The 12,710-nt window shown below is 44.2% G+C and carries 11 protein-coding genes; 9 read left to right on the forward strand and 2 right to left on the reverse strand.

Annotated elements, in window-relative coordinates:
• Nucleotides 1-162 precede the first annotated feature (162 nt).
• Nucleotides 163-432 (forward strand): hypothetical protein, encoded by a 270-nt coding sequence (locus tag AABK40_RS16710; RefSeq protein ID WP_332922485.1) that lies wholly within the window; start codon nucleotides 163-165, stop codon nucleotides 430-432.
• A gap of 230 nt (nucleotides 433-662) precedes the next feature.
• Nucleotides 663-2,372: a sensor histidine kinase gene (locus AABK40_RS16715; protein WP_338398227.1), complete on the forward strand. Its 1,710-nt coding sequence runs from the start codon at nucleotides 663-665 to the stop codon at nucleotides 2,370-2,372.
• 25 nt (nucleotides 2,373-2,397) lie between these two features.
• On the opposite strand, the gene AABK40_RS16720 is transcribed toward AABK40_RS16715, so the two are convergent.
• Nucleotides 2,398-2,844: a MarR family winged helix-turn-helix transcriptional regulator gene (locus AABK40_RS16720; RefSeq protein WP_338398228.1), complete on the reverse strand. Its 447-nt coding sequence runs from the start codon at nucleotides 2,842-2,844 to the stop codon at nucleotides 2,398-2,400.
• 136 nt (nucleotides 2,845-2,980) lie between these two features.
• Between AABK40_RS16720 and AABK40_RS16725 the strand changes: the two genes are divergently transcribed.
• From AABK40_RS16725 to AABK40_RS16745, 5 genes are all read left to right on the forward strand, one after another.
• Nucleotides 2,981-4,639 (forward strand): dipeptidase, encoded by a 1,659-nt coding sequence (locus AABK40_RS16725; RefSeq protein WP_338398604.1) that lies wholly within the window; start codon nucleotides 2,981-2,983, stop codon nucleotides 4,637-4,639.
• Nucleotides 4,640-4,682: 43 nt separating this feature from the next.
• Entirely contained in the window at nucleotides 4,683-5,333 is a 651-nt protein-coding gene (locus AABK40_RS16730) for an META domain-containing protein (protein WP_338398229.1), read from the forward strand.
• Nucleotides 5,334-5,551: 218 nt separating this feature from the next.
• Complete coding sequence (locus AABK40_RS16735) at nucleotides 5,552-6,655, forward strand: sulfotransferase family protein (RefSeq protein ID WP_332922490.1); 1,104 nt, start codon at nucleotides 5,552-5,554, stop codon at nucleotides 6,653-6,655.
• Nucleotides 6,645-7,232 (forward strand): YtfJ family protein, encoded by a 588-nt coding sequence (locus tag AABK40_RS16740; RefSeq protein WP_338398230.1) that lies wholly within the window; start codon nucleotides 6,645-6,647, stop codon nucleotides 7,230-7,232. The genes AABK40_RS16735 and AABK40_RS16740 overlap by 11 nt, the downstream gene beginning before the upstream one ends.
• A gap of 74 nt (nucleotides 7,233-7,306) precedes the next feature.
• Nucleotides 7,307-7,453 (forward strand): hypothetical protein, encoded by a 147-nt coding sequence (locus AABK40_RS16745; protein WP_332922492.1) that lies wholly within the window; start codon nucleotides 7,307-7,309, stop codon nucleotides 7,451-7,453.
• A gap of 104 nt (nucleotides 7,454-7,557) precedes the next feature.
• On the opposite strand, the gene AABK40_RS16750 is transcribed toward AABK40_RS16745, so the two are convergent.
• The gene (locus tag AABK40_RS16750; RefSeq protein ID WP_338398231.1) at nucleotides 7,558-10,608 is read right to left on the reverse strand and encodes a GH92 family glycosyl hydrolase; all 3,051 of its coding nucleotides are present in this window, start codon (nucleotides 10,606-10,608) and stop codon (nucleotides 7,558-7,560) included.
• Between the two features lie 189 nt (nucleotides 10,609-10,797).
• Here AABK40_RS16750 and AABK40_RS16755 point away from each other — a divergent pair, with 189 nt between their 5' ends.
• Together AABK40_RS16755 and AABK40_RS16760 are read left to right on the forward strand one after the other, a co-directional pair.
• Nucleotides 10,798-11,151: a hypothetical protein gene (locus AABK40_RS16755; protein ID WP_338398232.1), complete on the forward strand. Its 354-nt coding sequence runs from the start codon at nucleotides 10,798-10,800 to the stop codon at nucleotides 11,149-11,151.
• A 98-nt stretch (nucleotides 11,152-11,249) separates the two neighbouring features.
• Nucleotides 11,250-12,584 (forward strand): MATE family efflux transporter, encoded by a 1,335-nt coding sequence (locus AABK40_RS16760; protein WP_332922495.1) that lies wholly within the window; start codon nucleotides 11,250-11,252, stop codon nucleotides 12,582-12,584.
• The last annotated feature ends 126 nt before the right edge of the window (nucleotides 12,585-12,710 follow it).

The following is a 12,710-nucleotide window of genomic DNA, read 5'->3' on the forward strand; positions in this document are numbered from 1 at the left end:
GTGTAGAATATAAATTCGCCGTACATTGCAGGCCTTTTGCTCTGAAAATCAACTCTGATCAATGCAGAGCGAAGGTCTAACAAGTGGGTTCCCACAAATATTATAATTTAATCATATTTTAATTGACTAAATGCAACTAATTTCTTCGGAAATCAGTATTTTATGTCATGGAACAAAGTTAGTGCGTATAAAAAATATTTTAATTTAAATTTTATTATTATGATTGTAGTATTGAACAATAGAGCGTTTGATTTGAGAGAGGTGAATGCTACACCAGAGGACATGAGAGTTATCCAGACAATCCGTGAATTAGAGGATACCGCCGAAGAATTCAGATCTATGGATGAATCTTCTTCTGAAGCTCAGATGTATGATTTTTTCGCATCAGAAACTGCTAACATTTTAGCAAACCGTTGGTTATCGAATAAGTAACCAATATTTTTTTTTACATTATTTACTCACCGCAAATATTATATTTGCGGTATTTGAATTTTAAGGGGTATCACCCTTATTTTTTTGCCCAAAAATTCCTCAATACCCATTATTTTTCCCCTTCCACAAGCACTTTAAGGCACTTGCCAACCTTCGGGCAGTATTCTTTAAAAAAGGACAAACTTGCAGGTTTTATTTCGTAAAAAAGTAGACGATATAACTTTTTTCGAATGACCAGAACCAAAAATTTGTGGCGGGAAATATCCATGCTTCTTGGCATCTCACCAGAGGTAAGTTATGAAGAGCGAATGCTGAATATTATTGGCAGTGTTTTGTTGCTTCTTTCGACTTCCAATGTAATGTTTTTTGAATCCCTCGGATTGCCTTTTCCCATGCGCTATGCCATGATTCTAAACGTGCCACTTTCAATGTTGGTGCTTTATTTTAATCGACGGCTGAAGCGGTTTGGACTCGCCCTGATCGCCCTGTTTTTTATTCAAATCAATTTGGGAATCAGTGAATGGGTTTTCCTTGGCGGCATGCAGGGTACTTTCCCTTTTCTTTTTATTGTTTCTCAGGTGATGAACTTCAGTGTTGTCAAACATCAATGGCAGTGGCCTTATTTGTTTGCGAGCCTCCTGATGGTGGTCATTATTGGTGTGGTACGTTCGATGGAAGTGGTACCTGTGGTGGTTCCTGACCATGTAGATGAAATACGTTTTGGGCAGTTCGTTACTGTTTTTATTGTTACTTCCGCCTGCCTTGTTTCGCTGAGGAAGGCCGAACATGCCAAGCGGCAACAGCTTGCGGATAATTATGTCTTTCAGCAACACCTGCTGCAAGCGCTGGAGCAGGATTCCTTTTTGGTATCTTTAATGAAAAAGCGAGGGCAAACGGTGGTCAGTTATATCAGCGATTCCATTCACTATCATTTTCCAAATCAGACCGTCGAACAGATCAAGCAAATGGTGCTGGGATTTTCAGCCGTTAAATTATTGGATGGGCAAGTGGTAGCGCAACAGGAAGAGGAGGTGGTGCTGGGCACGAAAAAGAGATATTTCAAGATTATCCATCAGCAAATTCAGGGTACCCTCAACCTGATTGTTCAGGATATTACACCCCTGCGCAAACAAGAGGAAGGGCTGCGGGTAGCTTTGGCCAAAGAGCTGGAGTTGAATAAAATGAAAAGTGAGTTTATTTCGATGGTATCACATCAGTTTAGAACACCACTGACGACCATTCACAGTGCAACAGAGCTACTGAAGCTCTATGCTTCAGCAGGTTCAAGGCGCGATTTTATGCGGATGGGCTCTGCGAAAATATCACAGGTTCAGGAGTCAGTCGTGGGGCTGACGGCCATTATGGAGCGTCTGCTTGACTTTGGGAAAATTGAAGCGGGGGAGATGCGACTACAAATTAATGAATTAGATATGGTGGAATTGGTAACCAAGGTGATCGATCAGCAAAAGAAAATTTATCCTGAACGCTCCCTGCTTTTCACCTGTATTGGGCAACCGAAACTCGTGCCTGTGGATCGCTACCTTTTCAAACATATATTCGGCAACCTGATCAATAATGCCATGAAATACTCCGATGAGGATTCGACTGTAGAGGTGTTTTTGTTCTTTCATGAGGAGTCCTACACGATTTATGTCTGTGATCGTGGTATAGGCATATCGCAGGAAGAAATAGGCCATCTGTTTACCCCCTTTTTTCGGGCGAAGAATGCGGAAAACCATAAAGGAACAGGCATTGGGTTGGCTTTTGTCAAGCATTTTGTAGAAATGAACCAGGGGGAAATTTTTGTCAGCAGTAGGCTTGGCGTAGGAACATCTTTTGCTTTGGTGATGCCTTATCGGTTAAGAGAGGAATTGGATGCCGATGAGGGTGCTGCCCATGAGGATGAAAGTCAGGTGATTGGGCAGGGTGAGGTCGTTTAAAAGGTCAGTATAAGTTTGACGCTTGTCAGCTTCTCACTTTGTCTAATAAATCGGAGAGTAAGATGGCTTCCTCTTCTGTAATGTTGATGCGCTGATCAGAGCGTTTCATTTTTACATCTATTTTCCCCAGGGTTTTCAGGCCTTTTTCTGAAATATTGATATGAAATATGCGTCGGTCATCTGCGCATTGCAGCCGCTCAATCATCTCTTTTTTCTCCAAAGTTCCAAGGAGGCGGGTCATGTTAGGGGTTTTGTCGAGCATCCGAGCTTTAATTTCCTGCACAGGAAGGCTGTCAGGCATTGACCCTCGCAATATCCGCAATACATTGAACTGAGAAATGGTCAGGTCGAAGGGTTTCAGTTCCTCGGCCGTGTGTGCATTCCACCAATTGGCGGTGAAAATCACATTCAGCATGGCCTTCATCTTTTGGCTTCTGAATTTTTTTGATTTTATCTCTTTTTCAATGCTCATGATCCCTGTTTTCTATTTTCATTACTTTACGTGTAAAGTAAAATTGATGTTTCGATTTCATTATATTTTATTGGGGGTTTGGTTAAATTGCCACCCCCGTTATAATTGGGGGATTTTTTGAAAATTATAGTTTATGATGAAGAAACGCTTAATTGCCCTAACCATGGTATTGTTGGTTTTTGGGCAGATGAGTGCAGAAGCCTGCACCAACCTATTGATTAGTAAAGGAGCTTCCAAGGATGGCTCCACGATGATTACCTATGCGGCCGATTCCCATGTTTTATATGGGGAGCTGTACCATTGGCCTGCGGCGGATCACCCTGCGGGAACCATGCTTCAGGTGCGGGAATGGGACACAGGTAAAATATTGGGGGAAATTCCTCAAGTGGCGCATACTTATAATGTTACTGGTAACATGAATGAGCATCAGCTGGCCATTGCAGAAACCACTTTCGGGGGGAGAAAATCCTTGCGTGACCCAAAGGGGATTATGGATTACGGTTCGTTGATTTATATCACGCTTCAGCGGGCAAAAACGGCACAGGAAGCTATCACGGTAATGACCGACCTGGTGGAAAAATATGGGTATTACTCGAGTGGGGAGTCCTTTTCCATTGCCGATAAAAATGAAGTATGGGTACTTGAAATGATTTCCAAAGGAACGGTGGAAAAAGGCGCTGTTTGGGTGGCACAACGTATTCCAGACGGCTATATTTCGGCGCATGCCAATCAGGCGCGAATCACAAAGATCAATTTTAATGAGCCGGAGAATTTCCGCTATTCATCAGATGTCGTGTCATTTGCCCGTGCGCAAAAATTCTTCGAAGGCAAAGACAAGCATTTTGATTTTTCGGCAGCTTATGCTCCCCTTGATTTTGGTGCGGTGCGCTTTTGTGATGCGCGGGCATGGAGTATTTTCAACCGAGTAAATCCAACTTTTGGTAAAAAATATGAGGCCTATGCCATGGGAGATCTGACAAAAAAGCGGATGCCTTTATATGTCAAGCCAGATCATCAACTGACGGTGAAAGATGCCATGGAATTAATGCGTGACCATTATGAAGGCACGCCGATGGATATGACCAAAGATGTTGGAGCGGGGCCGTCGGCCTGTCCGTATCGTTGGCGTCCGCTCACTTGGGAATCGGAAGGGAAGACGTATTTCAATGAACGGGCGATTTCTACGCAGCAAACAGGTTTTTCTTTTGTTGCGCAATGCCGAGACTGGATGCCCGATGCCCTCGGAGGGATTTTATGGTTCGGTGTTGATGATACCTATTCGACTTGCTACACCCCAATTTACAGTGCGGCGACTCAGGTACCGTCGTCTTTTGCAAATGGCAATGGCGATATGTTGACCTACTCCGACGATGCTGCTTTTTGGGTATTCAATCGGGTGACCAACCTGGCTTATATGCGTTATGATGAAATTATTAAGGATATTCGAAAAAAGCAGACCACGCTTGAGGCGAAATACATTCGTACTGTAAAAGCGATTGATGTGGCGGCAAAAGAACTTTATCAGGAAAACCCTGCTGACGCCATTGAGTTTGTTACTGACTTTTCAGTGGATAATGCTAATAAAATGGTTGAGCAGTGGCGTGAGCTTGAAAAATACCTATGGGTAAAATACCTCGATGGAAATATTAAAGTGGAGGAAAATGGGAAGTTCAAATATAACCCTTCAGGCCTGATGCCTGTTTCTCCAAAGAATAAACCGTATTCGGAGGAGTACAGAAAGAAAATTGTTCAGGATACAGGTGACCGACTGCTTGAGCCTGCCGCAGTACAATAGTGCTTTTCAATATTTAATGATACTTCAACATAAATGATGTAATATGCTTAAAAATGGTCTTTTAATATTAGCGATTTCCCTGTTCAGTTTTTCCTGTAAAAGCAGTAAAGAGGCGCTGGAGGAAAACATCATCAATTTGAAAGTGGCCCCCTTTCAGGTTGCGTGTATGGGAGTCAGTGAACGGGAGTGTATGGTTGTGCAGAAAGACACTGCGGACTTCAGCCTGTTTTACAGTGGAATCGAGGGGTTTGATTTTCAGGAAGGCAAGGCCTATCAGTTAACCGTGGCGGTGGAACAGGTGCCAAATCCGCCAGCTGATGGTAGCAGCCTTCGGTATATTCTTAGAAGCAGTAAGGAGATTGCTGTGGCTAAAACGCTCGAAGGAAGTGCCTGGCAAGTGACCAAAATAGCTGGGGAACAGATGCCTTCTGCAGCCGCCCTGACCCTTGAGTTCAAGGAAGGGAAAGTCAGTGGGTTTTCTGGCTGTAACCGCTTTTTTGGGCAGGCGGAAATCATGGATGGCCTTCAGCTTAAAATGGGACCACTTGCTGGAACCCGCAAATTTTGTGAGGGACAGATGAAGCAGGAGCAAATGATGATGGATGCGCTGAATAAGGCAGATCATTTTTGGGCAACAGGCGATTCGCTGATGCTTTTTGAAGGTAATCAACTTTTATTGGAGGCCGTGAAATAGGTCATCACTGATGATTGATGACCTGAAATTAGATGGAGATTAAATGAATTAGGCTGGTGCTTTTATGGGTGCTGGCCTTTTTTTATGAATGAGCGTGTTGTGAATGAATGATTTAAGATGTGATTAGAATAAAATTTGTAATAAAGTCAGGCGTCGAATGAGGTAAAACGGTTTGAATTGCACTTATGTAATTGTAAACATCATCAAGATACAAGAACATGAGTAACGAATTTAAATTGCCCGCAATTTCAGCATTAGCAGGAAGTACTCCGGCAAACCTTTCACGGGTGGTTGCGGGAAGGTCAATTGCCTCGGATTACAAAACAAGGTTGGCAGGAACCAAGGTGGTAAGCCGCCTGACGAGCCCTATTGCTAAACTTGAGGCTATCCGAAATGCCGAGCAAATTGAGGCGGTGAAATTTCATAAAGCTCCTGTTTTTATTTTGGGCCACTGGCGGAGCGGCACCACGCATTTGCACAACCTGATGTGTCAGGATCCGCAGTTTGGTTACGTTACCACCTATCAGGGGGTGTTTCCCAACGCTTTACTTTCGGGCCAATGGCTGATGAAAAGCTTTATGAACATGGCCATGCCCAAGAAAAGGGCAACAGACAATGTGGAGCTTAATGTGAACTTCCCGCAGGAAGAGGAATTTGCCCTGGGGAATATGTGTCCGCACAGCTTTTACAACTTTTGGTATTTCCCGCAGAACATGCAGGAATATGCAGATCGTTATCTTTTGTTCAAAGGGATCGACATTGCGGACTATCAGGAGTGGAAAATTCAGTACGATCAGCTTGTGCGCAAGGCCATGATCAATACTAATGGTGAGCGGTTTATTTCAAAAAATCCACCGCATACATCACGCATCAAGGCGCTGCTGGAACTTTACCCCAATGCCAAGTTTATTCATATTGCCCGTAACCCATATACGGTTTTTGAATCGACGGTCAAGTTCTTTATGGCGACGATCGAACCGCTGAAGTTTCAGGACATCAGCAAGGAGGAAATGGAAGAAAATATCCTGTCGATTTATGCCAAAATGTATGATCAGTATGAAGCACAAAAAGCACTGATTCCTGAAGGCAATCTGGTGGAGATCCGTTTTGAGGATCTCGAAAAGGACAATATGGGGATGCTTGAGCAGATTTACCAAAAGCTGGACCTGGGTGATTTCGAAAAAGTGTCGGCGGAATTTCAGCAATATGTGGATGCGCACTCAGGTTACAAAAAGAATCAATATAACTATGCTCAGAATACCCTTGATAAGGTAAGCAGCAGATGGTCGAAATATTTTAAACGTTGGGGATATGAACTTTAATTTGAAAAGCGGTAAAATGCTTATTATTCTGATGTTGATGGTGGTGGCACGAAATGTTTATGCGGCCCACCCTAATGAACCGATAAAGTCCACATTGCAAACAGGCGATGTGGTTGCAAATGTAGAAATTCGTGATTCCAAAGATGCCCCGGTGATGCTTCCCGGTTTTGGAGAGCAATATTTGTTGCTGTTTTACTCTGACCCCGAGGTGCCGAAACGCAACAGTTACTTTATTGAGCAGATGAAAACCGAGCGCTTCAATGACAGGGAGAATTTCCTGAGCTATGGAATTGTGAATTTGAAGGATGCCCGTTTTTACCCCAATAACCTGGTACGGATGGGTATCCGCAGGGAGGAGAGAAAATATGAAGATCAGCAGGTGAAAATTTATACTGACCCTTCGCATATCGTGAAATCTGCCTGGAATCTTGGCGAGGTGGACAACGAGTTTGCCGTCATTTTTCTTGACAAATCAGGCGAGGTGCTATTTTATCAGGCCGAGGAGCTGAGTAATCGAGAGGCTGATAACCTTATCCGATTAATTTATAAAACACTGGGAGAGGATATGTTAGAATAAAGTTTGCTCATAGTTGTATCAAAAATCATCTTTTATAATGGAAAACTAATATCAAACTGTTATTTTTAGATATTATGGTTTTAAAGTTAATACAGAAAAATAAAGGAATCCTCTGGCTGATCGTTCTATTGTCCTTGATATGGTATATGGACTGGCAACAAGAAATGAGTGATTTCATGGAGGCGATGCATGACGGATTTTTGATGTTCAGCAAAGATTAAGCCCCCAAGAAGTTTTCTATAATATACTGCTTCCCACAGAAGGGAAGACCAAAAAAAGCTCCTTTGTATAAAGGAGCTTTTGGTGTATAAGCGAATGCGGTATTTTATTTCATCAGTCCCTGAGACTCGATCACAATTTCATCAGCGAACAACCAGCTTTCATTCCCAAAACCTGGGTGCCACTCTGGCAGTTTGCCCGCGGTTTCTGCAATCACGCGGATGTATCGGGTCTGTTGTTCTACATTTATGCTGAAAAGATGTTTGCCGATCGGCTGATGTGCTGAAGGTACAGGCAGGCTTTGTGTGCCTGCAAGTTTCCAGTTTTTGCCATCGTCAGCATAAAGCACCTTATAGCTTTTTGGGAGGAACACCCATGAGGAGGTGTTCAGTAAAAAGTTAGTGTTCACTTTTCCAACATTTTGAACGGCCCCCAAATCAATGGTAGCCTCAAGCTGATGCCCACTAAAACCACTCCATTTGCCATCTCGCAAATTATCGGAGGCATAGGTGCCATCCAGAAGTGCCCAATGGCCAGGGTTGTAAGTTTTGCTGGTCGGTGGGTTTTTCAGTGTCAATCTCGGGAACTGTCGGTCTTTTTCATGGTAAAATGCTTTAGAAAAATGAGCCGTCATCACTGGGCTGTCCGCCCATTGGTCTTTGACACATTTAGCCTTCAGAACCGTTGTTGCGGTCAGGTGAATGGGCAATTGGTACTTTTTGGAATGAATGGTCGGTTCACTGCCATCAAGGGTATAATAAATCGTGGCCCCATCAACAAAACTGTTCAGTTCTACTTTCAGTTCCGATGCGAAAATCCGCTGATCTGAGCGGGTATGTGGCATAAATAAAGTGTTGCTGCGCGTTAAAGTACCTTCATAGTCATGAACGATATCGCTTTTTGGCGCCTCATTGAACCAGTCAGCAGCCTGATCGCCCATTTCGAAAGTCAGTGTACCGCCTGCGGTAATGGTAGCGTAATCGATGTACGACCTACGGTAAGGTTTGCCGTTCAGTTTTGCCGATTGAATGTAAACATTTTTTGCACTGTTATGCTTGGCTACTACGGTAAAGGACTTGCCATTTTCCAGCTTGATGTTGGCTTCTTCAAAAACTGGCGAACCGATAATGAATCGCCCGCTGGCTGGGTTTACAGGGTAAAGCCCCATGGCTGATAAATTGTACCAGGCCGACATCTGTCCGCAATCTTCGTTGCCAGAAAGGCCATCTGCCTGATTGCTGTATTGCTCGGCCATGATTTTACGCACCCAGAATTGTGTTTTTGATGAGGCATCGACAAAATTGTACAGATAAGCTACGTGGTGGCTGGGCTCATTGCCATGGGCATATTGCCCGATCAGGCCAGTAACGTCATGGGCATGTTCATTGTCATTTACCGCTTCCTGCGTCCACATCCGGTCCAGTTTATCTTCAAACTTCTGGGCACCGCCATAAAGTTTGATCAGGCCATTGATGTCTTGTGGAGCAAAAAAGGTATAATGCCATGCATTACCTTCGGTATATTCGCCAGAGCCAAGTAAGCTGATGGCCATAGGGTTAAAGTCTTTTACCCAAACGCCTGCTTCGTTACGCCCACGGATAAAACCTGTGGAGGCATCAAAAAGATTTTGATAGTTCAGCGCGCGTTTTGTGAAGGTCTGGTAATCGTCCATTTTTCCGAGTTTTTTGGCCACCTGTGCGATACACCAGTCATCGTAGGCGTACTCCACGGTTTTCGACACCGAGTTGGGTTCTTTATCATAAGGAATATAGCCCAACGATTGTACATATTTCAGTCCGCGGTCGGTTTTCATGGCAGCAGCTTTCATGGCCTCAAAAGCCTTTTCAGCATCAATGGCAGTATTGCCTTTCAGAATTTCATCAGCAATAACAGGTACGGCATGGTAGCCGATCATGGTGCCCGTTTCGTTGCTGGCAAGTTCCCAGATCGGTAAGGCACCGCTGTGGTCATATTTACTGATCATTGATTTTACAAAATCCGTATTGCGGGAAGGTTCCGTAAGGGCGTACCAGGGGTGCGCGGCGCGGAAGGTATCCCACAGGGAGAATAAAGTGTAGTGGGTATAATCTTTGGCGGTATAGATCTTCTTGTCCATGCCTCGATATTGGCCGTCCACATCCATGGCAATATTGGGGTGCATCATGGTGTGGTAAGCGGCGGTATAAAAGATGTTTTTTTGGTCTTCACTGCCACCTTTTACCGTTGTGCGTGCAAGGGCATCCTGCCACTGCTGCTGACTTTGATTTTTCACCGCATTGAAATCCCATCCGTTGTTTTCTGCGGAAAGGTTTTTCATGGCTCCTTCAATACTTACCTGAGAGAGCGCTACTTTGGCCAATAGGGGTTTGTCTGAAGGGCTGAACTCAAAAATGGCTTTGGCGTATTTCCCTTCAATTTGCTTTTGTTCTCCAATGTTTTTTCCATCGTTGGTCAGGAAGTGGGTGAAGGGCTGATTGAATTCCAGCACAAAATACACATACTGATCCTGTGCCCAACCTTGCGAACGGCGCAAGCCTACCACCTGATGATCTGAATTGATCTTGAGCGTTAACGCTCTTGGGTTGTCGCCCACTCCATGTACCAAATCAAGGATCACTTTTCTTTCCGCCCCCGCAGGGAAGGTGTATTGGTGAAAACCCGTGCGGGCTGTTGCCGTCAGGGCAACATCAATGTGATGGTCTTTAAGCTTGACCTCATAATAGCCAGCTTCTGCGTGTTCGTCCTCATGACTGAAACGTGAACGGTAACCTGCGTCAGGTTGTGCTTTGGTTCCTGCTTCCCAAAGGTTTTTTCCAGTGAAGGGCATCAGCATAATATCGCCATAATCGCCACCGCCTGTACCACTCAGATGGGTATGTGAAAAACCCATAATACTGCTGTCGGAATAGTGATATCCTGAGCACCAGTCCCAGCCCTCTATGCCTGTGTCAGGGCTTAGCTGAACCATACCGTGGGGTGTTGTTGCGCCAGGGAAAGTATGACCGTGTCCGCCGGTACCAATCATAGGATTTACCTGGCTTACCAATGGGGCAGTTGTTGCTTTCTGATGACTCGGCAGTTGCTGACAGCCGCTTGAAAATAGCAGCGCAGCCAAGGAGATGGACGATAAAAAATACCGTAGTTGAGATCTATTCATCTTGGATAAAAAATTTAAAGGATCAGTCATGAAGATAGTGTTGAGCTAATTTTTTGTGAGTAGATTTGATCAACATTTGGGTTACATTTTCAAATTCGATACAAAAAAGTCTAAAAATATCGGCTTAGTTGTATTATTGCCCTACAAAGTACAAAAATAGTTTTATATCATCCTTTAACGTCTTCAGGAATGTCGTCAGAAAATGGTCAATTATCATTACCTCAATTTATGGTTGTAGAGGAGCCTCGTCAGGAGGGATTGGGAACGTTCATTCTTTGTACACAAAAGCCAAAGCTGTTGGCACGTGCCTATGAACTCGCCCCGACCGCAAAAGGGCTGGAAAGTCTGGAAGCGCTGAAAGCCCACTTTAATGTTGGGGGAAATTTTGTGACCACAAAGCAGTTGGTGTTTGTTGGTGCAGTAGAAATGTACGATAAGCTCAAGGGCACCGAAGGGCATGAGTCGCTGATTAACGAGACCATGCAAGCCATGGCCAAATGGTATACTGATTTGCTGGAATGGGAAGATGAGCAAGTGGAGTAGCTGTGGAGCAAAAGATATATTTGTGGATGTGTAGTGCTTATTCAGCGGGTTTTACGATCTTTGCGCCCTTATTTTATATGAACACTTTTTTATAAGTAATGCTGCAAAAATATTATCCATATTATAGAAGACTAATGACTTTGGCGCTGCCGCTGGTAATGACCCAGGCGGGGCAGGTGGTGGTGTCGTTGGTGGATAACGCCATGGTTGGCCGTGTTGGAACGCAGGAGTTGGCCTCGGCCTCTTTTGCCAACAGTGTGTTTACCATTATTCTGGTATTTGGGATGGGAATCTCCTTTGCCATTACCCCCATGATTGGTCATGCCATTGGTGCGAGTGATCGGTCTGCCATCAGTCGAATCATAAAAAATTCCTGGGTGCTGGGCACGGCGTCCGCACTTTTCCTGGCGATGCTATGCTATTTGGGGAGTTTACTGATGCCATTTTTGGGGCAGCCCGAAAAAGTGGTGGAACTCGCCATTCCTTATTTCCGGATATTAGCTGTTTCCTTGATCCCGTTCATGGGCTTCATGGTGCTGAAGCAAATCGGTGAAGGGCTTGGTAATACGATGATGGCCATGATTGCGACCGTTGCCAGTAACTTGCTGAATATTCTGTTGAACTGGGTATTGATCTTTGGGCATTGGGGTGCGCCAGCGCTCGGCTTGAATGGTGCGGGTATAGCGACACTGATCGCTCGGATACTGATGCCTTTTCTCCTTTATTATGGATTGAAAAATATTAAAGCCTATCGCGGGTATTTCGTCAAAACCCCTGAGGTGCATGTGGCCTGGCATGAGATCAAGAAATTACTGACCATCGGCCTGCCGATAGCTTTTCAGCTGGTGCTTGAAGTGTCTATTTTTGCCATCGGTGCAGTGATGATGGGTTGGATCGGTGATGTGCCGCTGGCAGCGCATCAGGTAGCGCTTGGTTTGGGGAGTATGACCTTCATGATTTCCAACGGTGTGGCACAGGCTACCACAATTCGGGTGAGCTATCAGATTGGTGAAAAAAATGATTACGGATTAAGAATGGCTTCTTTCTCTGCGATGCATTTGGTATTGTTTTTTATGGGACTGAGTTGTATTGGTTTTTATGTACTGAGATATCAGTTGCCATTGATCTTTACCCCTGATGTGGCTGTGGTAAATCAGGCTGCAATTTTGCTGATCGTTGCCGCAATATTTCAGCTCTTCGATGGGCTTCAGGTGGTTTGCCTGGGCATTTTGAGGGGTATGGCTGATGTGAAAGTGCCCATGTTGATCGCCGCTGTTTGTTACCTGATCATCGGGATTCCCGTGAGTTACATTTGTGCATTTACTTTTGGGATGGGGCCCGTAGGTATTTGGGTTGGCTTTGTAGTGGGCTTAGCCTTGGCAGGAATTGCTTTCTTTGTTCGAATATGGAAGCTTTTATACGGAGATAAATAATACAATTCTCATATTCGATTAGATGCAATTCATGTAAATGAATTAAAACATGATAAAAGTCATATGTAAATATAGCTATTGTTGCTCATGTAATTTTTAGATATAAAAATATATAAAAAACCTTCA

This window comes from Persicobacter psychrovividus, from assembly GCF_036492425.1.
Classification (GTDB): Bacteria; Bacteroidota; Bacteroidia; order Cytophagales; family Cyclobacteriaceae; genus Persicobacter; species Persicobacter psychrovividus.

What these genes read in the sequence shown, in the direction of transcription:
- AABK40_RS16710 (WP_332922485.1), top strand. Translation starts at nt 163, where the DNA reads ATGTCATGGAACAAAGTTAGTGCGTATAAAAAATATTTTAATTTAAAT.
- AABK40_RS16715 (WP_338398227.1), top strand. Translation starts at nt 663, where the DNA reads ATGACCAGAACCAAAAATTTGTGGCGGGAAATATCCATGCTTCTTGGC.
- AABK40_RS16720 (WP_338398228.1), bottom strand. Translation starts at nt 2,844, where the DNA reads ATGAGCATTGAAAAAGAGATAAAATCAAAAAAATTCAGAAGCCAAAAG.
- AABK40_RS16725 (WP_338398604.1), top strand. Translation starts at nt 2,981, where the DNA reads ATGAAGAAACGCTTAATTGCCCTAACCATGGTATTGTTGGTTTTTGGG.
- AABK40_RS16730 (WP_338398229.1), top strand. Translation starts at nt 4,683, where the DNA reads ATGCTTAAAAATGGTCTTTTAATATTAGCGATTTCCCTGTTCAGTTTT.
- AABK40_RS16735 (WP_332922490.1), top strand. Translation starts at nt 5,552, where the DNA reads ATGAGTAACGAATTTAAATTGCCCGCAATTTCAGCATTAGCAGGAAGT.
- AABK40_RS16740 (WP_338398230.1), top strand. Translation starts at nt 6,645, where the DNA reads ATGAACTTTAATTTGAAAAGCGGTAAAATGCTTATTATTCTGATGTTG.
- AABK40_RS16745 (WP_332922492.1), top strand. Translation starts at nt 7,307, where the DNA reads ATGGTTTTAAAGTTAATACAGAAAAATAAAGGAATCCTCTGGCTGATC.
- AABK40_RS16750 (WP_338398231.1), bottom strand. Translation starts at nt 10,608, where the DNA reads ATGAATAGATCTCAACTACGGTATTTTTTATCGTCCATCTCCTTGGCT.
- AABK40_RS16755 (WP_338398232.1), top strand. Translation starts at nt 10,798, where the DNA reads ATGTCGTCAGAAAATGGTCAATTATCATTACCTCAATTTATGGTTGTA.
- AABK40_RS16760 (WP_332922495.1), top strand. Translation starts at nt 11,250, where the DNA reads ATGCTGCAAAAATATTATCCATATTATAGAAGACTAATGACTTTGGCG.